The sequence below is a fragment of the Luteibacter rhizovicinus DSM 16549 genome, from assembly GCF_001887595.1.
GTDB classification, from domain to species: Bacteria; Pseudomonadota; Gammaproteobacteria; order Xanthomonadales; family Rhodanobacteraceae; genus Luteibacter; species Luteibacter rhizovicinus.
This window is the reverse complement of sequence record NZ_CP017480.1, coordinates 331,990-351,558: the sequence shown is the minus strand read 5'-3', so window position 1 is coordinate 351,558 and position 19,569 is coordinate 331,990. Positions and strand designations below refer to the sequence as shown.

20 protein-coding genes are annotated in these 19,569 nt (G+C 66.1%); 11 read left to right on the top strand and 9 right to left on the bottom strand.

Features of this window, described 5'->3' with window-relative positions; translation table 11 throughout:
* Window positions 1–39: 39 nt before the first annotated feature.
* The 5 genes from BJI69_RS01685 to BJI69_RS01665 are packed head-to-tail and all read left to right on the top strand — an operon-like array spanning window position 40 to window position 5,537.
* Window positions 40–1,374 carry a sigma-54-dependent transcriptional regulator gene (locus BJI69_RS01685; protein ID WP_046980540.1) on the top strand — a complete coding sequence of 445 codons (1,335 nt, stop codon included), beginning with the start codon at window positions 40–42 and terminating at the stop codon, window positions 1,372–1,374.
* An 18-nt stretch (window positions 1,375–1,392) separates the two neighbouring features.
* Window positions 1,393–2,784, top strand: coding sequence for a sensor histidine kinase (locus BJI69_RS01680; RefSeq protein WP_046969615.1), 1,392 nt, complete (start codon window positions 1,393–1,395; stop codon window positions 2,782–2,784).
* 51 nt (window positions 2,785–2,835) lie between these two features.
* Complete coding sequence (locus BJI69_RS01675; RefSeq protein ID WP_071924852.1) at window positions 2,836–3,801, top strand: SPFH domain-containing protein; 966 nt, start codon at window positions 2,836–2,838, stop codon at window positions 3,799–3,801.
* 4 nt (window positions 3,802–3,805) lie between these two features.
* Complete coding sequence (locus BJI69_RS01670) at window positions 3,806–4,261, top strand: NfeD family protein (RefSeq protein ID WP_046969610.1); 456 nt, start codon at window positions 3,806–3,808, stop codon at window positions 4,259–4,261.
* A 10-nt stretch (window positions 4,262–4,271) separates the two neighbouring features.
* Window positions 4,272–5,537: a threonine/serine exporter family protein gene (locus BJI69_RS01665; RefSeq protein WP_046969609.1), complete on the top strand. Its 1,266-nt coding sequence runs from the start codon at window positions 4,272–4,274 to the stop codon at window positions 5,535–5,537.
* 145 nt (window positions 5,538–5,682) lie between these two features.
* Here the strand turns inward: BJI69_RS01665 and BJI69_RS01660 are convergent, their stop codons facing one another.
* The 3 genes from BJI69_RS01660 to BJI69_RS01650 form a co-directional block, all read right to left on the bottom strand.
* Entirely contained in the window at window positions 5,683–6,006 is a 324-nt protein-coding gene (locus tag BJI69_RS01660; RefSeq protein ID WP_046969608.1) for an H-NS histone family protein, read from the bottom strand.
* A gap of 158 nt (window positions 6,007–6,164) precedes the next feature.
* On the bottom strand, window positions 6,165–7,871 hold the full coding sequence (locus BJI69_RS01655; protein WP_046969607.1) for a proline--tRNA ligase: 1,707 nt from the start codon (window positions 7,869–7,871) through the stop codon (window positions 6,165–6,167).
* Window positions 7,872–7,935: 64 nt separating this feature from the next.
* Window positions 7,936–8,346 carry a DUF4124 domain-containing protein gene (locus tag BJI69_RS01650; RefSeq protein ID WP_071924851.1) on the bottom strand — a complete coding sequence of 137 codons (411 nt, stop codon included), beginning with the start codon at window positions 8,344–8,346 and terminating at the stop codon, window positions 7,936–7,938.
* 164 nt (window positions 8,347–8,510) lie between these two features.
* On the opposite strand from BJI69_RS01650, the gene pssA reads away from it, so the two are divergent.
* Genes pssA through rimI form a run of 3 tightly spaced genes read left to right on the top strand, consistent with a single transcriptional unit; the run spans window position 8,511 to window position 10,250 of the window.
* Complete coding sequence (gene pssA, locus BJI69_RS01645) at window positions 8,511–9,296, top strand: CDP-diacylglycerol--serine O-phosphatidyltransferase (protein ID WP_046969605.1); 786 nt, start codon at window positions 8,511–8,513, stop codon at window positions 9,294–9,296.
* 8 nt (window positions 9,297–9,304) lie between these two features.
* The gene (locus BJI69_RS01640; RefSeq protein ID WP_046969604.1) at window positions 9,305–9,772 is read left to right on the top strand and encodes a hypothetical protein; all 468 of its coding nucleotides are present in this window, start codon (window positions 9,305–9,307) and stop codon (window positions 9,770–9,772) included.
* Between the two features lie 4 nt (window positions 9,773–9,776).
* Entirely contained in the window at window positions 9,777–10,250 is a 474-nt protein-coding gene (gene rimI / locus BJI69_RS01635; RefSeq protein ID WP_046969603.1) for a ribosomal protein S18-alanine N-acetyltransferase, read from the top strand.
* 3 nt (window positions 10,251–10,253) lie between these two features.
* On the opposite strand, the gene BJI69_RS01630 is transcribed toward rimI, so the two are convergent.
* Window positions 10,254–12,737, bottom strand: a complete 2,484-nt coding sequence (locus tag BJI69_RS01630) for an ABC transporter permease (protein WP_046969602.1) — start codon at window positions 12,735–12,737, stop codon at window positions 10,254–10,256.
* Window positions 12,734–13,420 carry an ABC transporter ATP-binding protein gene (locus tag BJI69_RS01625; RefSeq protein ID WP_046969601.1) on the bottom strand — a complete coding sequence of 229 codons (687 nt, stop codon included), beginning with the start codon at window positions 13,418–13,420 and terminating at the stop codon, window positions 12,734–12,736. Before BJI69_RS01625 ends, BJI69_RS01630 begins: the two co-directional genes overlap by 4 nt.
* Here BJI69_RS01625 and BJI69_RS01620 point away from each other — a divergent pair.
* From BJI69_RS01620 to BJI69_RS01610, 3 genes are all read left to right on the top strand, one after another.
* The gene (locus BJI69_RS01620; protein WP_046969600.1) at window positions 13,419–14,030 is read left to right on the top strand and encodes an arylesterase; all 612 of its coding nucleotides are present in this window, start codon (window positions 13,419–13,421) and stop codon (window positions 14,028–14,030) included. The two genes, BJI69_RS01625 and BJI69_RS01620, sit on opposite strands and share 2 nt — an antisense overlap.
* A 119-nt stretch (window positions 14,031–14,149) precedes the next feature.
* Complete coding sequence (locus BJI69_RS01615; RefSeq protein WP_046969599.1) at window positions 14,150–14,878, top strand: response regulator transcription factor; 729 nt, start codon at window positions 14,150–14,152, stop codon at window positions 14,876–14,878.
* Between the two features lie 26 nt (window positions 14,879–14,904).
* Complete coding sequence (locus BJI69_RS01610) at window positions 14,905–15,897, top strand: sensor histidine kinase (protein ID WP_046969598.1); 993 nt, start codon at window positions 14,905–14,907, stop codon at window positions 15,895–15,897.
* Window positions 15,898–16,040: 143 nt separating this feature from the next.
* Here the strand turns inward: BJI69_RS01610 and BJI69_RS01605 are convergent, their stop codons facing one another.
* From BJI69_RS01605 to BJI69_RS01590, 4 genes are read right to left on the bottom strand one after another with little or no spacing between them, the layout of a single operon-like run.
* Complete coding sequence (locus BJI69_RS01605) at window positions 16,041–16,499, bottom strand: TlpA family protein disulfide reductase (protein WP_046969597.1); 459 nt, start codon at window positions 16,497–16,499, stop codon at window positions 16,041–16,043.
* On the bottom strand, window positions 16,499–17,683 hold the full coding sequence (locus BJI69_RS01600; protein WP_052767394.1) for a sialidase family protein: 1,185 nt from the start codon (window positions 17,681–17,683) through the stop codon (window positions 16,499–16,501). Before BJI69_RS01600 ends, BJI69_RS01605 begins: the two co-directional genes overlap by 1 nt.
* Before the next feature lie 2 nt (window positions 17,684–17,685).
* Window positions 17,686–18,267 carry a response regulator transcription factor gene (locus BJI69_RS01595; RefSeq protein WP_046969596.1) on the bottom strand — a complete coding sequence of 194 codons (582 nt, stop codon included), beginning with the start codon at window positions 18,265–18,267 and terminating at the stop codon, window positions 17,686–17,688.
* A complete protein-coding gene (locus tag BJI69_RS01590; RefSeq protein ID WP_244465348.1) occupies window positions 18,264–19,544 on the bottom strand; it encodes an ATP-binding protein in 1,281 nt (426 codons plus the stop codon). Before BJI69_RS01590 ends, BJI69_RS01595 begins: the two co-directional genes overlap by 4 nt.
* Window positions 19,545–19,569 lie beyond the last annotated feature (25 nt).

Here is a 19,569-nt window from a genome sequence, read left to right as displayed (position 1 = left end):
GGCGGGGGAAGCATCCATGACTCCATGCGAAGGGAACAGATGCGCTGCGTACTGATTATCGACGACAACCCCGCGGTGGGCGAGGCGCTATCGCTTGCGCTTTCCCTGCGGGATATCCGCCCCCTCGTCGCGATGACGCCCGAGGATGGTCTCGCCACGCTTGCGACCGAACGCGTGGACGTCGTCATCCAGGACATGAACTTCACCGCCGATACCACCTCGGGCGAAGAAGGCGTGGCGCTGTTCAAGGCGATCCGCGGCCGCTACACCGACTTGCCGGTGATCCTGCTCACCGCGTGGACGCACCTGGAGGCCGCGGTGGAGCTGGTCAAGGCCGGCGCGGCCGACTATCTGGCCAAGCCCTGGGACGACACCAAGCTGCTCGCCACGGTGGAGAACCTGCTCGAGCTTTCGGAATCCACGCGCGAAGTGACCCGCGCCCGCGTGGAGCGTCGCAAGCGTCGCGAGATCCTCGAAGGCCGATACGACCTCGACGGCCTGGTGTTCGCGTCCGAGGCCATGAGCCGAACCATCGAACTGGCTTGCCAGGTCGCGCGTTCCGACGTGCCGGTCCTGATCACCGGACCCAACGGTTCGGGCAAGGAACGTATCGCCGCGATCGTGCATGCCAATTCAGGCGTGCGCCGCGGTCCGTTTGTCGCGGTCAACTGCGGTGCGCTACCCGGCGAGCTGATCGAGGCCGAACTGTTTGGCGCCGAAGCCGGTGCCTATACGGGCGCCAACAAGGCGCGCGAAGGCCGCTTCGAGATGGCCGATGGCGGCACGCTGTTTCTCGACGAGATCGGCAACCTGCCGCTGCCCGGCCAGATGAAGCTGCTGCGCGTGCTGGAGACGGGTCAGTTCGAACGCCTTGGCTCGGGCCGCACACGACAGGCCAAGGTGCGTGTGCTGAGTGCCACGAACGCCGATCTGAAAGCGATGATCGCCGCGGGCACCTTCCGTGAAGATCTCTACTACCGCCTCAACGTGATCGACGTGAATCTGCCGGCCCTGGCCGATCGCACGGACGATATCCTGCCGCTCGCCGAGTTCTTCCTCGCCGGCCAGGCCGAGCTCAGCGAAGACGCGCGCGAAGCGCTGCTGTCGCATCCCTGGCCGGGCAACGTGCGTGAACTGAAGAACGCGATCGCTCGTGCGGCGTTGCTTGCCAGCGATGGCCGCATCGAGCCGGGGCACCTGAACCTCCCGCCGCCCACGCAGAGCGTGAGCCGCAATCTCGACGAGCCCAGCCGCGAATCGGTCGAAGCGGCACTGGCGTCGGCGGGCGGCGTGGTCAGTCGCGCCGCGACAAATCTCGGCCTGTCGCGACAGGCGCTGTACCGGCGCATGGAGCGTTACGGACTGGCGGTGTGATCTGCTAGCGTCCCCGCCATGAAGACGCTCTCGCTCGAAGGACGAATGACCCTGGTCGTCGCCAGCTCGGCGATTGTCGGTGCGCTGGTGTTCGCTGGCGTATCGATCTGGCCTTTTCCCCAACTGGTGGCGTGGATGCGCGAAGCGCCGGCCAAGCCCGGTGCACTGCCCGACGTCGTTCCCGTCGAGTTTTTCGATGGTGGCACGGCCTTGCTCATCTGCCTGCTCGTGCTGGTGCCGTTGTCCGTGTGGGTCGCCCACGCGCTGGTCGAACCGCTGCGCCGCCTGATACGCGCCCTCGAAAGTGCCGTGGCCAGCTACCGCGACGGCGACTTCAGCATGTCGATCGGTACCACGCGACGTGACGAACTCGGCGACCTGATCCGCATGCACAACGCCTTGGGGCAGACGCTGCGCGACCAGCGCCAGCATCTGGCCCAGCGCGAACTGCTGCTGGACACCGTGGTGCAGAACACGCCGGTGGCGCTGGTCCTCACCGACTCGGCGGACAACATCACCTACGCGAACATCGCCGCGCGACACCTGTTCAACGAAGGCCGCTCGCTGGCCGGACTCGATTTCACCACGGTGCTGGCGAGCATGCCCGAGAGCCTGCGCGAAGCGGCGGCGACCGGCGAGGACGCCTTGTTCTCCGTCGAGATGGAAGGGAGCGAGGAGACGTTCCACCTCTCGCAGCGTGGCTTCCGGCTGCAGGGACGTCCGCATCGTCTGCAGCTGTACCGTCGCATGACGCGAGAGCTCTCCCGTCAGGAAGTGCATACGTGGAAGCGCGTGATCCGTGTCATCAGCCATGAGCTGAACAACTCGCTGGCGCCGATTTCGTCGCTGTCACATTCGGGTGCCGAGCTCGCCCGGCGTGGCGACCTTGCGCGGCTGCCCGGTGTGTTCGCATCGATCGGCGATCGCGCGAAGCACCTGCATACCTTCATTTCGGGCTATGCGAGCTTTGCCAAGTTGCCAAATCCGCAGGCGCGGGCCGTGCCATGGGGGCCCTTCCTCGACGCCCTCGGACTGCATGCGTCGTTCCGCCTTGCGTCGCCGCCACCCGAGCATCCCGGCTGGTTCGACACCACGCAGGTGGAACAGGTGTTGATCAACCTGATCAAGAACGCCCACGAGGCGGGTGGGGAGGCCAGCGAAGTCACGGTCGCGGTCCACGCGGTCGGTCGAGAGACCCTGATCGAGGTGTCCGACCGTGGTCCAGGGATGAGCGAGACGGTACTGGCCCAGGCCTTGCTGCCGTTCTACTCGACCAAACGCTCGGGTACGGGGCTTGGCCTGGCCCTGGCCCGTGAAATTTCTGAGGCCCATGGCGGCCGCATCGCACTGTCCAACCGCGAGGGCGGCGGTCTGCGCGTGACCCTGGTACTTCCTGCCGGAACGCCCTGAGCCGCTTCGCCTATACTCCGGGACATATCCGGATGAGGGAGTGCAAGGGCAATGGGAAGCGTCGTCGCGTTAGTCGTCGTCATCGTCGTGGTGATCGTGCTGGCCAAGCTGATCCGCATCGTGCCGCAGGGTTACGAGTGGACGGTCGAGCTGTTCGGCAAGTACACGGGCACCCTGACGCCGGGCCTGCATTTCCTCATTCCGTTCGTCTATGCCATCGGGCGCAAGATGAACATGATGGAACAGGTGCTCGAAGTCCCTTCGCAGGACGTCATCACCAAGGACAACGCGGTCGTCCGTGTCGACGGTGTCGTCTTCTACCAGATCCTCGATGCCGCCAAGGCTGCCTATGAGGTTGCCAACCTCGAAGGCGCGGCGCTGGCACTGATCATGACCAACATCCGCACGGTGCTCGGTTCGATGGACCTCGACGAGAGCCTCAGCCAGCGCGATGCGATCAACGCCAAGCTGCTCGGTGTGATCGACGAAGCGACCCATCCCTGGGGTGTGAAGGTCACGCGCATCGAGATCAAGGACATCTCGCCGCCGCGCGATCTCGTCGATGCAATGGCCCGGCAGATGAAGGCCGAGCGCGAGAAGCGCGCAAACATCCTCGACGCCGAAGGCTATCGCCAAGCGGCCATCCTCAAGGCCGAAGGCGAGAAGCAGTCGGCCATCCTCTCGGCTGAAGGCAAGAAGGAAGCCGCGTTCCGCGAGGCCGAGGCGCGCGAGCGTCTTGCCGAAGCCGAAGCGAAGGCGACGACCATGGTCTCCAACGCGATCGCCGGCGGCAGTGTCAACGCGCTGAATTACTTCGTCGCCAACAACTACGTCGAGGCGCTGAAGGAAATGGCGAAGTCGCCGAACCAGAAGACCCTGCTGCTGCCGATGGAAACGACCGGCATCCTCGGTTCGCTCGCCGGTATCGCCGAGCTGGCCAGGGATTCGCTGACTGCCCAGCGCGCAACGACCCCGCCCGTCGCCAACAGCGACCGCCCGCCACTGCCGCCGCGTTGATGCCATGACCGATCTGGCCCTGCACTACTTCTGGTGGATCGCCGCGTTGGTGCTGATCGGCGGCGAAGTCGTCCTTCCCGGCTACTTCATGCTGTGGATCGGCATCGCGGCCGCTGTCATGGGTGGCTTCGTCTTCGTCATGCCTGACATGGGGGCGCTCACGCAGGCCCTCGTCTTCGGTGTGCTCGCCTTCGTGTCCTGCTTCGCCTACTGGAAGCTCGTCCGCCCACGGCTCGAGCGCATCGTGCCGATCGGTAACGAACGCCTGAACCGTCGCGGCGACCAGCTCATCGGCCAGCGCTTTGCCCTGTGCGAACCCATCGTCAACGGTCGCGGCAAGGCTCGCGTCGGTGACGGCATGTGGCTGGTCGTCGGCCCCGACCTGCCGTTGGGCGCGACGATCGAGGTGGTCGGTATCGATGGCACGACCCTGCGCGTGAAGGCGGTGGACGTTGCCTGAGGTCGTGCCGATGAGCGTGCCGGTGAGCTTCGCCACCACGGCGATCAACACCCGCATCGCATTCCTCACCGAGCTCGCCCGTCGTCTGCATCAGTACGGAACCACCGCGCCGCGCCTGGAAACCGCCATCGCACGCTCGGCGCAACGCCTGGGACTCTCCGCCGAAGTCTGGTCGAGTCCCACGGCTATCATCGTGTCGTTTGCCGACCTGGGGCAGGGCGACGACGGCGTCGCCCAGGTGACCCAGGTGATGCGCCTGCCGCCGGGCGACGTGAACCTGGCACGCTTGTGCGAGGCCGATCGCATCGCGGATTCGGTGATCGATGGCCAGATGGAATTGCGTGAAGGCTTCCATCTGCTGCGCAAGCTCGGCGCGCCCGAGACGTTCCTGGCCCAACTCGGCGTCATTGCGAGCTATGGCCTTTGCGCCGCCAGTGTCGTCGGCCTGCTGCTCCACAGTTCCTGGCCCGACCTGATCACCGCCTGCGTGATCGGCGTACTGATCGGGCTGATCACCGTTGCCTCGGGTAGTCGGCCGCGCCTGGCCGCGGCCAGCGAAGCGATCAGTGCGATGGTGGCGACGGTGGTCGCGACGGTGGTCAGTGCCTATGTGGTGCCGCTCGCACTGAAGTCGGTGATCCTCGGCAGCCTGATCGTGTTGATGCCCGGTATGGCCCTGACCACGGCGGTACGCGAAATCTCCAGCCAGCACCTGGTGGCGGGTGTGGCCCGCATGGGTGGTGCGATTGCGACCTTGCTCAAACTCACGTTCGGCACCGTGGCCGCCAGCCAGCTCTGCGAAGCGGTGGGCATCATCCCGCGTAACTACGCACTGCCGCCGTTGCCTGGCTGGGCGGACTGGCCCACGCTGATTCTGGGCGCATTTTCGTTTGCCATCCTTTTTCGCGCAGCGAAACGCGACTGGCTGGTCGTCATGGGGTCGGTCGTGCTCGGCTATCTCGCCACGCGGTGGGGAGGGAGTATTTCCGGCTCCTTGCCTGGCGCGCCGTTCGGGGTATTCGTCGGCGGCCTGTTGCTTGGCTCGCTGAGCAACGTATATGCGCGTTATGCCCAGCAGCCCGGTGCCGTCGTACGCGAGCCGGGAATCATCCTTCTGGTCCCGGGGTCGGTCAGTTTCCGCAGCGTTTCCTATCTATTGGACCGGGATGCTTCCCTGAGCATGGATACCGGCCTGCTCGGCGTGACCCTGCTGGTTTCCCTCGTCGCCGGCCTGCTGTTCGGCGACCTGATCGTGGCTCCGCGCCGCTCCCTTTAACCGCGTACATGTGGGAGCCGATTCATCGGCGAAAAGGTACATGTGGGAGCCGATTCATCGGCGAAAAGCCAACGGAGCGGTGAAGCTGAAAAGCATCGCCGATAAATCGGCTCCTACAAAAAGACCGTTCGCGTAATGCAGTCGATCAGACCAGCATATCGCTTTCTTTCGTGCCCGCCTTCAGCGCTTCATTGAACCAGCGCGGGCGCTTGCCGCGGCCCGACCAGGTCTGCTCTTCATTGCCGGGATTACGGTATTTGGCTGCGACCGTGGTGCCGGCGCGCTTTGATTTAGGGGCGCGAGCGCCAAATACGTCGTCGAAGGTAAACCCCTCGGCCTTGATCAGCGCATTGATCTTCTCGCGCAGCTTGGTGACCTTTTCCTTGCGCAACTCCGTCTGGCGGACCTGTGCCTTGGAAATCAGCTCGTTGAGCTGGTTGTGATTGAGGTTCTTGATATCGACAGCCATTGGGGTCTCCCGTAGAGGATTAACGTGCGCGCCGGGATTTTTAGCTGGTTACGCCATAAAAAGCAAAATGCCGGATGTTTCCATCCGGCATTCACTCGCATTAGCTGGATTTTACCTACGCGCAATATCGATAGATAACCACGCCAGTAATGGCCGGATTACAGGGCGCCAAGGAGTGCCAGTAGTTCCTGACGCGATACATTCCGGCTTTCGCTATCCGTTCGGGCACGGTATTCGAACGTGCCGGCTTCCAGCCCACGTGCGCTGACGACGACACGGTGCGGAATGCCGATCAGTTCAATGTCGGCAAACATCGACCCCGGACGCAGGCCACGATCGTCGAGCACGGTGTCGACGCCGGCCTGCGAAAGTTCGTGGTAAAGCGACTCACCGGCCTCGGCGACGACGGGATCGGTGTTCTTCGGGTTGATGACGCAAACGGCGACACGCCAGGGCGCCATGGCATCGGTCCAGATCATGCCGGCGTCGTCGTTGCGCTGTTCGATCGCGGCAGCGACGATCCGGCTCACACCGACGCCGTAGCAACCCATGTACATGGTGGACTTCTTGCCGTTGCTGTCGAGCACGTCGGCGCCCATGGCTTCGGCATACTTCTGGCCGAGCTGGAAAATGTGACCCACCTCGATGCCGCGCGCGAGGCGGATATGGCCCTTGCCGTCCGGCGACAGGTCGCCGTCGACGACCTTGCGGATGTCCGCGACGCGGTTGATGCGCGCGTCGCGCTGCCAGTTCGCGCCGGTGAAGTGGGTGCCGTCCTGGTTGCCGCCGCAGACGAAATCGGCGAGCAGGGCCGCACTGCGGTCGACGATGACCGGGATCGACTCGGGCAGGCCGACAGGACCGAGCGAGCCGGGGCGCGCGCCGGTGGCGGCGAGGATTTCTTCCTCGCTGGCCAGCTCGGAGTCGTCCGGCAGCTCGGGCAGGTGGGCGGCCTTCACTTCGTTGATCTCGTGGTCGCCACGCACGCACAGCGCCACCAGCCCGTCGCGACCGCGCACCAGGATGGTCTTGACCAGCTGGGTCGCCGGGACGCCGAGGAAGGCTGTGACCTCGTCGATCGTGCGCTGCTTCGGCGTGTCGACGCGAGTGAGCTCGGCCGAGGGGGCAGGGCGTTCACCGGCCGGAGCCAGTGCTTCGGCTTTCTCGATGTTGGCCGCGTACGAGGATGCGTCGGAGAACGCGATGGCGTCCTCACCGGAGTCGGCGAGTACCTGGAATTCGTGGCTGGCGCTACCGCCGATCGCTCCTGTATCGGCGTCGACCGCACGGAACTCCAGCCCGAGTCGGGTGAAGATGCGCGAATAGGCGTCGTACATCACCTTGTATGTCTCGCCGAGCGATTCGGGAGTCAGGTGGAAGGAGTAGGCGTCCTTCATGAGGAACTCGCGCGCGCGCATCACGCCGAACCGCGGGCGGATCTCGTCGCGGAACTTGGTCTGGATCTGGAAGAAATTGAGCGGCAGCTGCTTGTAGCTCTTCAGCTCGTTGCGCGCGAAGTCGGTGATGACTTCCTCGTGCGTGGGGCCGTAGCAGAACTCCTGCTCCTTGCGGTCCTTGATTTTCAGGAGCTGGCCGCCGAATTTCTCCCAGCGGCCGGTCTCTTCCCACAGCTCGCGCGGCTGCACGGATGGCATCAGCACTTCGATCGCGCCGGCGCGCAGCATTTCGTCGCGCACCACGTGCTCGACCTTGCGCAGCACGCGCAGGCCCAGCGGCGACCAGGTGTACAGGCCGGAGGCGAGCTTGCGGATCATGCCCGCGCGCAGCATCAGCTTGTGGCTGGCGACTTCCGCGTCGGCGGGGACTTCCTTGACGGTGGCGAGATGGAACTGGCTGAGGCGCATGCGGGATGTCTTTCGGGTGAAAGCGGAGATTATAGGCCGGCTGGCCACCCCGCGAACGGCCCGACTACTTGCAGTAGAGGGTCATCTGCGCCTGGGTCGTCTCGACCTGGCGTGCTCGGCCCGCATCGTCGAGGACCCGGGAGCCGCCCTTGCCATCGTCGACTGACACCACCTTTTCCTTGCTCAGCGTGTCCGCGTTCTTGCGCAACTGCTCGCACAGCTTGGTGCGGTTGGCCGGCGTGTCGGCCACGGGAGCGGCTGGGGCCGGTTTTGCCGCCACCGTCGAGGCCGGTGCCGGCTCGCCCGCCGGTGGGATCACGACGCCGCTGGTCTTGATCTTCTCGACCTTGGTGCCAGCCGGCGGCGGGGAGTCCGAGTAATGCGTGACGCCCTGGGCGTCCTTCCACTTGTACGCCTGGCCGAACGCCAGGGGACAGACAGCCACGAGAAGGGCGAGGACTAGGTAGCGGCGCATGCGGGCCATCCGGCAGGGTGATTAGTGGCGCAAACAACTATCACCGGATCGGGGGACACGCAAGCGACGGAGTGAGGTTTCGTGCGGCGGCGCCCATGTTGGCGTCCGACTGACGCTTCACGGTGCCTGGGCTACACTGTCGTCCCACGTTACGGCATTGGCCCATGAGCGATCCGATCCAGGCCCAGGGGCCGCGACATCGCGGCATTTACCTGCTGCCCAACCTGTTCACCACCGGTGCGATGTTCGCGGGCTTCTACGCGATCGTCTCGGCGATCGGTGGGCACTACCAGACGGCGGCGCTGGCGGTATTCGTCGCCGCCATCCTGGATGGCATGGACGGTCGCGTCGCGCGGATGACCAACACGCAGAGCGAATTCGGCGTGCAGTACGACTCGCTTTCCGACCTGGTCAGCTTTGGCCTGGCCCCGTCGCTGGTCATGTACACCTGGTCGTTGTCCTCGCTGGCTCTCTATGGCCCGGTGTGGGGCAAGATCGGCTGGGCCGCCGCCTTCATCTACGCCGTGTGCGCTGCCTTGCGTCTTGCCCGCTTCAACACCCAGGTCGGTGTCGCCGACAAGCGCTACTTCCAGGGGCTGGCCAGTCCCGCGGCCGCCGGGCTGTGCATGTCCTTTGTCTGGACGATGGAAAAGTTCGATGTGTCCGGTCCGTCGGTCGCATTCTTCGCGATGCCGCTGGCAGTGATCGCCGGCCTGCTCATGGTCAGCAACGTGCGTTACTACAGCTTCAAGGCCTGGCCCAAGGGTGATCGCGTGCCCTTTATCTGGCTTATCGCGGCGGTGCTGGTCGTGGTGCTGTTGCTGGTCGACACGGCGCGTGTCCTGTTTGCCGTGGCGGTGATCTACACCCTCTCCGGACCGATCCACACGCTGTGGGGCCGTGCGACGCACCGTCGTCGCGTCCGTCGCCACGCCAAGGCATCGGAGTAAACGCGCCGATGCCAGCTTTCGCCGATCGCCGCGAACGTCTTCTCCGGGTCATGGGTGTCACGCCTTGGCGTCTGCGGGTGGGCGAGGTGGTAGCGGGTGACGGCATCGAGTCCGCCGCCAATGAGGTGGCCAGCGGCGACCAGGTCGGCTGCGTCGTGATCCTTCCGGCGGGCAGCAGTGCCCGCGAACTCGACCTGCTCGGCAAGGCTCTGCGTGCGTTCGGCCCGGTTACCGGTCGGGCCGCACGTCTCGAAGTGGGTGAGGGTGGTCTCGGCCAGGTGCCGGTGGCTGCTGCCTATCTCGTGTTCGGCGACGCACAGGCCCATGCCCTCGGTCGCGATTTATCGGCTGCCGCACTGAGCGCCGCGCAGATCGTCCTGGTCGATCCGCCCTCGACGATCCTCGTCGAAGCGGCCGCCAAACGCCGTTTGTGGAACGGCCTGCGCGCGCTTGGACGCGCCTTCGTCACGGGCTGACACCATGGTCGCCGTGACCCGCCCCTCGACGGAAGTACGCGCGATGCGTCGCGAGGACCTCGACGCGGTCGTGGCGATCGAGCACGCGTCCTACGAATTTCCCTGGAGTGCGGGCATCTTCCGCGACTGCCTGCAGGCCGGGCACAACTGCTGGGTACTGGTTCACGAGGGTGACATCGCCGGTTACGGGATCCTCTCGGTGGCCGCCGGCGAAGCGCATGTACTGAACGTTTGCGTGGGCGACGCGCATCGCGGCCTGGGTTACGGCCGGCGGATGATGCGCCGGCTGATCGATCTCGCGCGCTGGTATGGCGTCGAGCGGATCTTCCTGGAAGTCCGTCCGTCGAATCCCGTGGCGAAGACGCTCTATGAAACGCTGGGCTTCACCGAAATCGGTCGCCGCCCCGCGTACTACCCGGCCAAGGGTGGACGCGAGGAAGCGATCGTCATGTCGCTGGAAATGCGGATTTCCGGCTGAGCCTCAGCCCTCGCGCAACAGGGCCATCGGAGATGTCCTGAGCACGCGACGCGTGCCGAACAGGCCGATAGCCATGACCACCAGCGCCGCCAGCACGGCAGCCCCGGCGAGTGGCCAGACGGGCGGGACGAAGTGCTCGATGTGGAATACCGCGTTGCCCAGCCAGAAGCCCGCGCCGCTCGCGCCGAGCGCCGCGGTCAGGCCGGCGACCAGACCGAGCAAGGCAAACTCGCAGGCCGCCGCCGCGCGCAGCTGCGCGCGCGTTGCGCCGAGTGTGCGCAGCAAGGCGGCTTCCTTGCGACGCTCCTGTGCGCTTGCCGCCAGGGCGGCGGCGAGCACCAGGGCACCGGCGAGCAGGCTGAAGCCGAGTACCCAGCGGACCGCACCCCCGACGCGATCGACGATTTCACGGACGCGGTCGAGCAGGGCGTCCACATCGATCAGGCTCAGGTTGCCGAAGTCGCGCGAGACCTTCGCCAGGTCGTCGGCATGGCCTCGTGGCAGGTAGAAGCTGGTCAGCCAGGTATGGGGCAGTTCGGTCGCATGGGCCGGATCGATCATCAGGAAGAAGTTGACCCGGAACGAGCCCCAGTCGACCTGACGCACGCTGGTCAGGCGCGCATCCACCGTGCCCTCGCCAACCTCGAAGCGCAGCGTGTCGCCGAGCTTGAGATGGAAGCGGTCACGCCAGGACGTGTCGACCGATACCTCGGCCTGCGCGGGGGAAGCACCTGGCCACGTGCCGGCGACGACCTTGTTCGAGGGCGGCAGCTCGGCACTCCAGGACAGGCGCAGTTGCCTGTCCGCTGCATCCTTCGCCTGCTCGTCGACGAAAGCGATGCGATCGACCGACTGGCCGTTGATCGCGGTGAGCTTGCCGACCGCCAGAGGCATCATGTTCGTCTTGCTGGCGCCCATGCGTTCCAGGGCGCGGGAGAAGTCCTCGCGCTGTTCGTCCTGAAGGTTGAGCGCAAACCAGTTCGGCGTATCCGCCGGCAGCTCGCGCCGCCATCCATCGAGCAGTGACGGTGCGATCACCGCCAGCAGGAGCAGGGCGCAGAGGCCAAGCGACAGGGCGGTCGCCTGGACCAGGGACAGGCCGCGGCGACGGGCGAGCGCGGCAAGGCCCAGGCGCAGGGCAGGATGGGCGCCCGGGGCGATACGCCTGGCGAGGACCAGGAGCAGGCCGGACAGCAGGGCGGCCACGACCGCCACCCCCGCGAGACTGGCGGCGAGGATGCCGGCCAGTTTCGCCGAGTCGCTCTGCAACCAGACCAGGGCCACGGCGGTGACCACGGGCACCAGGTAGAGCGCGTCGAAGCGACGCACGCGGCGTTGCATGGATTCGCGGAACACCGCGACGGGAGGGACTTCGGCCAGGCGCACGAGGGGCGGCAAGGCGAAGCCGGCGAGCACGGCCAGGCCCATGGCTGCCGCGGCGAAAGCCGGACCCAGGGGCAAGGTGGTGGGAATGTTATCGAACAGCTGGCTGGCGAAGTACCAGGCGCCTTGTGCGAGTCCGAGTGCGATCGCCATGCCCAAGGCGGCGGCGGGCAGGGCCAGTGCAGCGAGCGTCGTGACCAGCAGGGCGGCGATGCGCCGGCGCGGCGTGCCCAAGGCGCGGAGCAGGGCCACTTCGGCGGCCTTGCGGCGCGCATAGCGCGACGAGGCCAGGGCGATCGCCACGCCAGCAAGCAGGGCGGAAAGCAGGGCGGTCAGGCGCAGGAAGGCGCTGGCCCGGTCGAACGCCGAACGCATGCGTTCCTGCATCTTTTCCGGGGTGATCAGCTCACCGCCGTGGGGAAGCGATCCCTGCTCGACACGCGTGCGCCAGCCGGCCACGGCGGCAGGCGTTCCTGCGACCAGCAGGCTGTGGCGCGCGCGACTGCCGACCGACAGCAGACCGGCCTCGTTCGCATCGTCGAGGTTCATCAGGGCGCGCGGTGCGAGGGCGAACAGCTCGCCGCCGTCCGGCTGACGGATCAGCTCCGCACCGACGGTGAGGTCGCGGCCGCCGATCTGCAGTGTCTGTCCGGGCGTGATGCCCAGGCCGACGAGGGCGCGATGGTCGAGGAAGACTTCCCCGCGGGCTGGCCCATGGCTGGCGTGATCGCTTCCCTTCGTATCGCGAACTTCCAGGGTGCCGCGTAGCGGGTAGGCCGCGTCGGTCGCCTGGACGTCGAGCAGCTGGCTGTGCTCGCCGACGAAGGCGACGCTGCGGAACGCGGCGCCACGCGTCGTCCGCAAGCCATCGTCGACTGCCGTGCGCAAGAGCGGCTCAGGCAGGGGTGCGGGTGCGGAGATACCGAGGTCGCCGCCGATCAGCTCGGCGGCGCTGGCGAGGATGCCGCGTTCGATGCGGGTGGACAGCGTCGCGACGACGCCCAGCGCGATCACCGCCAGGACCAGCGACGCGGCGAGCGTACGTAGCTCGACGAGATGCCACTCGCGCCGCAGCGTGCGCAGGGCGAGCCGGGTCACGTTCACGCGGGCACTCCGAGACGGCCTTCGTGCAGTTCCGCCGAGCGCGCGCAGCGGGCGGCGAGGCGGGCGTCGTGGGTCACCAGGATCAGCGTGGTGTTGTGCTCGCTGTTCATCGCGAAGAGCAGGTCGCCGATATGCTCGCCGGTGTGCTGGTCGAGATTGCCGGTGGGCTCGTCGGCGAAGAGGATGCGTGGCCGGTGCACGAAGGCGCGGGCCAGGGCCACGCGCTGCTGCTCACCCCCGGAAAGCTGGGCCGGGTAGTGGCGACGTCGCGCGCCGAGGCCGACCGACTCGAGCGCCGCATGCGCGCGGTCACGCGCCGAGTTGTCGCCTTCCAGTTCCAGCGGCAGCATCACGTTTTCCTCGGCCGTCAGTGCCGGGAGGAGGTGAAACGACTGGAACACGAAGCCGACCAGTCGCCGGCGGATCGCCGCCCGGGCTTCTTCGTCGATCGCCTCGAGTGCCTGTCCGTCGAGTCGTACGCTGCCCCCGGTGGCCACGTCGAGGCCGGCCAGCAAGCCGAGCAAGGTGGTCTTGCCCGAGCCCGACGCACCCACGATGGCGAAGCTCTCGCCGGCCGCCACGCTGAGGTTGACCCCGGACAGGATGTCCAGCCGTCCCTCCGGGCCGAAAACCGACTTGCTAACATCGGCTACTTCTAGAAGACCTCGGGAAGAATCGCTCATGCGTCGTTGCCTGTTCCTGTTGCTGTTCGTCTGGTGCGCCATCGCTTCCGCGGCGGATGCGCCGCGCAAGGTGCTGGTGCTCGGGGACTCGTTGTCGGCGGCGCACAACATCCCGGTGGACGCCGGGTGGGTGCGTTTGCTGGACGCTCGCACCTCGAAGATGGCGACGCCGTGGACGATGGTCAATGCCAGTATCAGCGGGGAGACCTCGCTGAGTGGGCGCAACCGGTTGCCGGGCCTGCTGCAGAAACAGCATCCCGCGGTGGTGGTGATCGAACTGGGTGCGAACGATGGCCTGCAGGGGCTGCCGCTGGGGCAACTCGCGGGCAATCTCGACGGCATGATCGACGCGGCCAAGGGCGCGGGAGCGAAGGTGCTCCTGCTCGGCATCGAGCTGCCGGTAAACTATGGACCGCAATACCGGGACGGGCTGCGCAAGGTCTACGCGGATGCCGCAAGGAAACACGACGTAGGCCTGGTTCCCTTCCTGCTCGACGGTGTGGCGCTGGATCCATCGCTGATGCAGGACGACGGCCTTCATCCCACCGCGCAGGGTGAGCCTCGCGTTGCGGACAATGTATGGAAAGCGCTTACGCCCTTGCTCCGTTAAACGACATAACGTCCACGTTCTCGTCCGCAGAATGAATGCTTGTTTTCGGTCTTCACACGGTTCTCACTGGTCCGGCCGTTAACTCTTCACATTTGTGAATCACAGAGGAGTGACACCCGATGAGCAACCGCGACGAACAAGCCGGCCTGATCCTTCTTGTCGAGGACAATCGCCAGATCGCCGAGATGGTGGGCGAATTTCTTGAGCGTCGGGGCTACTCGGTCGACTACGCGGCCGATGGCGTGAGTGGCCTCCACCTGGCGGTGTCCAACAGCTATGACGTCATCGTGCTGGACCTCATGCTCCCGGGCATGGACGGCCTGGATGTCTGTCGCAAGCTGCGCAAGGACGGCAAGAAGTCCACGCCGGTGCTCATGCTTACGGCACGGGACACCCTCGAAGACAAGCTGGTCGGCCTCGAGGCCGGCGCCGACGACTACCTGGTCAAGCCGTTCGAAGTGCGCGAGCTCGAAGCGCGCCTGCGTGCGTTGATCCGCCGTGACCGTCGTCAGGTGTCGTCGGAGGTGCTCAATGTCGGCGACATGACCCTCGACACGGCGACGCTGCGTCTGACCCGCAGTGGTCAGGAACTCACCGTCTCGCCGATCGGCCTGAAGCTGCTCGCGATCCTCATGCGCGAATCGCCGCGTGTGGTCAGCCGCCGTGACATCGAGCGCGAAATCTGGGGCGACACCTTGCCGGACTCCGACACGCTGCGTTCGCACCTGTACAACCTGCGCCGTGTCATCGACAAGCCGTTCGACCGTCCGCTCCTGCACACGATTCATTCGGCGGGGTATCGGCTTGCCGATCTCGATTCCGAAGTCGCCGCGTCGCAGACGGCATGAAGGCAACGCGGCACCGGATGTAATCGATGGAAGGCAGCAAATCGCAGGGGACGAAGCGTCGGCGCGGGTCATTCCGCGCCCGCATCGCGATCGTCTTCATTCTGCAGACCCTGGTCGTCGTCATCGCTTCGCTGATGGCGGCGAACAATGTCGCGCCGATCGGCGCAGCGATCGCGATCATGCTGTCGTCGGGCGGTCTTGCATGGCTGGCCGTATCGCGTGAGTGGGTACCCATCGCGACACTCGCGCGCCTGCTCGATGGCTGGGACCCTGACAAGCCCGACATGGCCCAGCTCGATCAGGAAAGCGGTAAGCGTTCGAACGGCGACGTCGGATCCCTGATCCGCGGCCTGCACGGTCTGGCGTCACGCATCGACGGCTATGGCGAGCGCGAGCGCAACTTCACTCGTGACGCCAGCCATGAGCTGCGCAGCCCGCTCACGGTGATCAAGATGTCATCGGACATGCTGGCGGACGAGTCGGACCTTTCCGATTTCGGGCATCGTTCGCTGGAGCGAATCCGACGCTCCACGCGTGAGCTGGAAGCGTTGGTCGAGGCCTTTCTCATCCTCTCGCGGGAATCCGACCAGGGTCTTGCCGAAGAAGACTTCGTCGTCAACAAGATCCTTCGTCAGGAAGTCGAATACGCGCGTGAGCTGATCGCCGGACGCCCGGTGGAACTGATTCTCGACGAGCCGGCGAGCTTCGCCTTGCACGCATCGCCGCGGGTTTTCGCCGTGCTCTGCGGACAGCTGATCCGGCATGCGCTTCAGCAGACCGACCAGGGCGTGATCGTCGTGACGGTCATGCCCGGCAGCGTGAGCGTCATCAATCCTGCGGTCGACCTGCCTGAGGAGGGTAGCCGGCGACATGCCTCGGTGGATCGTCACGGCTTCGACCTGGCGATTGCACGGCGGCTGTCGGATCGCTTCCAGTGGCCGTTGGAGTTGCGCTCGCTGCCCGGTGCGAATCGCGTCGCGAGTGTCAGGTTCCCGCATCCGCAGCCGGTCGAGGCGTGATCGCAGATCGCCGCTGAAGCGGCTCCCACATCGCCGCTGAAGCGGCTCCCACATCGCCGCTGAAGCGGCTCCCACATCGCCGATCGATGGGTCCTACAGAAGGCTCTTGTGGGAGCCGCTTCAGCGGCGATTCGGCGAAATCCTCACTTCACAAGGCTAGCGATCCGCTCGCTACTCAACGCCCCACTAAACGCCTTACGCGTCCCATCCGCACGAATCACCAGTGTGCGCGGCGTTTCGCCACCCCACTGGGGATCGATGAGGTAATTGATCCGGTCGGGTGTCGCATCGGCGTAGGCTCGTGACGGCACGCCATCCAGCCCCGCCGCCTTCAACCGCGCGCTCAGTGCATCGCGCTGGCCGATCGAGTCCGTCGCGACGAAGACCAGGTCAACATCGGCATGCTCGCGCTGCCAGGTCGCCAGGGCCGACAGGTTCTCCTCGCAATACGCACAATCGAGCGCCCATAGCGCGACCATGCGTACACCCTTGGCGGGTGGTGCAACCAGCGCCTTGACGTCGGCCGGGGTGAAGGCCACCGGCGCTGCGGCGAACACGGGCATCGCGATGCTCAACGCCGTCAGAAGGAGTATTCGCTTCATCACTTCAGCGCCTCCGTCGGCACCAGGCGGAACTGTCCTTCCGGATTCCATGCCACGAAGGCGCGGTGATCCCAGAGAACCAGTTTCGGCCAGCCTGACTCGTTCGCGGTATGGGCGACCTGCCGGGGCTCGTCGAAGCTGGCGCCGCCGTCGCGCGACTCGCGCACCATCAGGTTCAATCCTTCGGGCGACATCTGGTGGAACGCGATCCAGACATGCGTGCCGTCGGCGAGGAGGTCCGCATGGGAAGCTCCGGCCGTGGCAACCGTGGTCAGATGCGACGGCGGCGCGCCAGGCATCAGCTGGCCGTACCAGATCGTCGCCTTGCCATCGGCGGCGCTGAACCACACGGCGTGACGCGTGCCCTTGGCATCGATCGACAACGAAGGGCCGTGATGCGGACAGCCTTCGATGTGCCACTGGGTGAACGTGGCGCGCTCCACCTTCGGCGACGTCTTGCCAACGGGGAGGGTGGCGAAGGCGTGGTCACGGATGTTGTCACCGTAGATCGTGCGGAAGAACGCATCCACCGAGCCATCCGGCGCTCGTGCGAGCGCGATGCGGCAGCACTCGCAGCTTTCGTCGACGATCTTGCGCTCCGGCGCGAAATGCGCGCCGCGGTCAGTCGACCAGCTGTAATACGTCGCTGCGCCGAGGTACGGCTTGCCGGCTGCTTTCGCGGCCTCGAGGTCACGCTTGTCGATCCAGGCGACGATGACGTTGCCCTTGCCGTCGACGGCGAGCGAATCGAACCGGTGAGTGATTTCCGCGCGGTCCGCATGCACGGTGGTCGGTGTGTCGAAGTGCGCACCGCCATCCAGGGAACGTGAAAAACGTACGAAGCCGGTCCACGGCAGCTTGCGCGGCTGCGACCAGGTCACGTAGAGCTCGCCCTTCGGGCCCAGGGCGATCTTGGGCCGATTCTCGCCCTCGGCGTAGATCGGCTCGCCCGTGGGATTGACGATGGTGGAGACGGTGAACGAGCGGCCCATGTCGTCGGAGCGTCGCGCGCGCACATGCTCGCCCACGGTGTCGACGACCCACAGGTGCCCCCCGGCATCGATAGCCGCGTCGAAGCCCAGCGGGGCCTCATGTCCCATGGCCATGCCGTGCATGTCGTCGGCATGCGCCGAGGAGGCCAGGCCGGCGAGGAGGAGTGAAGCGAAGCAAGCGAGGCGGCGCATGCTCAGCGCTCGTCCGGACGTTCGCGCACCGGATGCTTGCTCAGCTTGCGCTGCAGCGTGCGTCGATGCATGCCGAGACGGCGTGCCGTTTCGGAAATATTGCCTTCGCACTCGGTCAGCACGCGCTGGATGTGTTCCCACTCCAGGCGACGCAGCGGCAGGGGTGCGTCGGGGGCGTCGACCAGGTCGTCGGGGTCGGCAGGGCCCGAGTCGCCGTCGAGCAGTGCGCGGACCACGGCATCGGCATCCACGGGCTTGGCGAGGTAGTCGTGTGCGCCGCGCTTGATCGCTTCCACCGCGGTGGCGATCGACGCATACCCGGTCAGCAGCAGGACCCGGATGTCCGGCACCAGCGACTGCAGTTCGGGAATCAGGCGCAGCCCGTTCTCGTCGCCCAGCTTCAGATCGAGCACGCAATAGCGAGGCTGGTGCCGGCGGGTGAGGGCGCGCGCATCGTCTGCGTTGTCCGCAGTGATGACCTCGAACCCACGCGAGGTCATGGCACGTCCCAGCACGCGTGCGAACGTGGGGTCGTCATCGACGATCAGCAGCGGGCGACCGCCGGGTGGGACGAGTTCATTCATGCCGGATCTCCAATAACCGAAAGAGGCAGGCGCAGGCGCATCTGCGCGCCGTGGCCGGTATTGCTGGCGGCGAGTTCGCCTTCGAGACGCTCGGCGGTCGCTTCGGCCAGCGCAAGGCCGATGCCGAGGCCGGTCGCCTTTTGCGACAGGCCGAGCGTGCCGAGTTCGTCGAACTCGTCGAAACCGGGGCCCTCGTCGCTGACGACGAGTTCCAGCCAGCGGTCGTCGCGGCGAATGGCCAGCGAGACGGCGGCGCTGGCGTTCATCGCCGAGGCGTCGGCAGCGTTGTTCAGCAGGTTGATCAGCGCGTGGCGCAGGCCTGGCGGTGAGCGCAGGCGCAGGCGTGCCGCATCGTCCGCGACGGCAAGCGTCACCTCGGCTTCGGGGCGCAGCAACTGGAAGCGTTCCATGCAGCCGTGTACGAACTCGTCCAGGGTGATCCGCTCCGGCACCTGCGACAGCTGTGCCTGGCCGAAGGCGACCATTTCGCGAAGGATGGTGCGGCATCGTTCCACCTGGCCCTGGAGCAGGTCGAGGTCGTCGCCCAGCGCATTGTCGGTGACGTGCTCACGGCGGATCTCGGGCAGCAAGGTGCGCATGGTCGACAACGGGGTGTTGAGTTCGTGCGCAGCACCGGCGGCCTGTGTCGCGATCGCCAGGATGCCCTCGTCGCGCAGGGCACGTTCGCGCACGCGCTGCACCTCACCCTGTTGATGGCGGATGGCCTTTGCGAGGTTGCTGATGAACACGCCGAGCAGGATCGCCATGATGACGAAGTTGACGCCCATGCCGGCCACGTAGAGGTCGAGATCCAGGCTGCTGCTGCCCAGTGTCGGCAACGGCAGGTGATAAGGCACGAGCAGGACGTAAGCCACGCCGGTGAGGATCGCCACCAGCGACACGCCGGCGATCGACAGCGCGGCCGCCGACAGCGCGATCGGTACGAGCAGTAGGGTGACGAACGGATTACTGGCGCCACCGGTGAAGTAGAGCAGGTAGCCCAGCACCAGCGTATCGGCGGCGATGTGCACGATGGCTTCGCCTTCGCTCACCTTCCACGGCATGCCGAGACGGAACGACGCTGCCGCCGCGAACACGGCCAGCACGCAGACGCCGATCATCAGCGGCAGCAAGGGCACGTCGAGGTTGAGCAGGGTGACGCAGGAGAGGATCGCCACGCTCTGCCCGGCAATGGCGCACAGGCGGAGCCAGGCAAGGGTACGCGCGAGTGCGAAGGGACCGGAGCGGGATGACGGCGAGTGCAGGTTGTCGCTCACGGGGGTCTCTTCAAAAGGGAAGGGC

Bases quoted from the DNA above. Each gene is read 5' to 3' on its own strand.
- BJI69_RS01655 (WP_046969607.1), bottom strand. From the start codon at position 7,871: ATGCGCCTCAGCCAGTTCCATCTCGCCACCGTCAAGGAAGTCCCCGCC.
- BJI69_RS01605 (WP_046969597.1), bottom strand. From the start codon at position 16,499: ATGAAGCGAATACTCCTTCTGACGGCGTTGAGCATCGCGATGCCCGTG.
- BJI69_RS01625 (WP_046969601.1), bottom strand. From the start codon at position 13,420: ATGAGCGATTCTTCCCGAGGTCTTCTAGAAGTAGCCGATGTTAGCAAG.
- BJI69_RS01665 (WP_046969609.1), top strand. From the start codon at position 4,272: ATGAGCGTGCCGGTGAGCTTCGCCACCACGGCGATCAACACCCGCATC.
- BJI69_RS01650 (WP_071924851.1), bottom strand. From the start codon at position 8,346: ATGCGCCGCTACCTAGTCCTCGCCCTTCTCGTGGCTGTCTGTCCCCTG.
- BJI69_RS01620 (WP_046969600.1), top strand. From the start codon at position 13,419: ATGCGTCGTTGCCTGTTCCTGTTGCTGTTCGTCTGGTGCGCCATCGCT.
- BJI69_RS01610 (WP_046969598.1), top strand. From the start codon at position 14,905: ATGGAAGGCAGCAAATCGCAGGGGACGAAGCGTCGGCGCGGGTCATTC.
- BJI69_RS01600 (WP_052767394.1), bottom strand. From the start codon at position 17,683: ATGCGCCGCCTCGCTTGCTTCGCTTCACTCCTCCTCGCCGGCCTGGCC.
- BJI69_RS01680 (WP_046969615.1), top strand. From the start codon at position 1,393: ATGAAGACGCTCTCGCTCGAAGGACGAATGACCCTGGTCGTCGCCAGC.
- BJI69_RS01640 (WP_046969604.1), top strand. From the start codon at position 9,305: ATGCCAGCTTTCGCCGATCGCCGCGAACGTCTTCTCCGGGTCATGGGT.
- pssA (WP_046969605.1), top strand. From the start codon at position 8,511: ATGAGCGATCCGATCCAGGCCCAGGGGCCGCGACATCGCGGCATTTAC.
- BJI69_RS01685 (WP_046980540.1), top strand. From the start codon at position 40: ATGCGCTGCGTACTGATTATCGACGACAACCCCGCGGTGGGCGAGGCG.
- BJI69_RS01660 (WP_046969608.1), bottom strand. From the start codon at position 6,006: ATGGCTGTCGATATCAAGAACCTCAATCACAACCAGCTCAACGAGCTG.
- rimI (WP_046969603.1), top strand. From the start codon at position 9,777: ATGGTCGCCGTGACCCGCCCCTCGACGGAAGTACGCGCGATGCGTCGC.
- BJI69_RS01595 (WP_046969596.1), bottom strand. From the start codon at position 18,267: ATGAATGAACTCGTCCCACCCGGCGGTCGCCCGCTGCTGATCGTCGAT.
- BJI69_RS01615 (WP_046969599.1), top strand. From the start codon at position 14,150: ATGAGCAACCGCGACGAACAAGCCGGCCTGATCCTTCTTGTCGAGGAC.
- BJI69_RS01675 (WP_071924852.1), top strand. From the start codon at position 2,836: ATGGGAAGCGTCGTCGCGTTAGTCGTCGTCATCGTCGTGGTGATCGTG.
- BJI69_RS01670 (WP_046969610.1), top strand. From the start codon at position 3,806: ATGACCGATCTGGCCCTGCACTACTTCTGGTGGATCGCCGCGTTGGTG.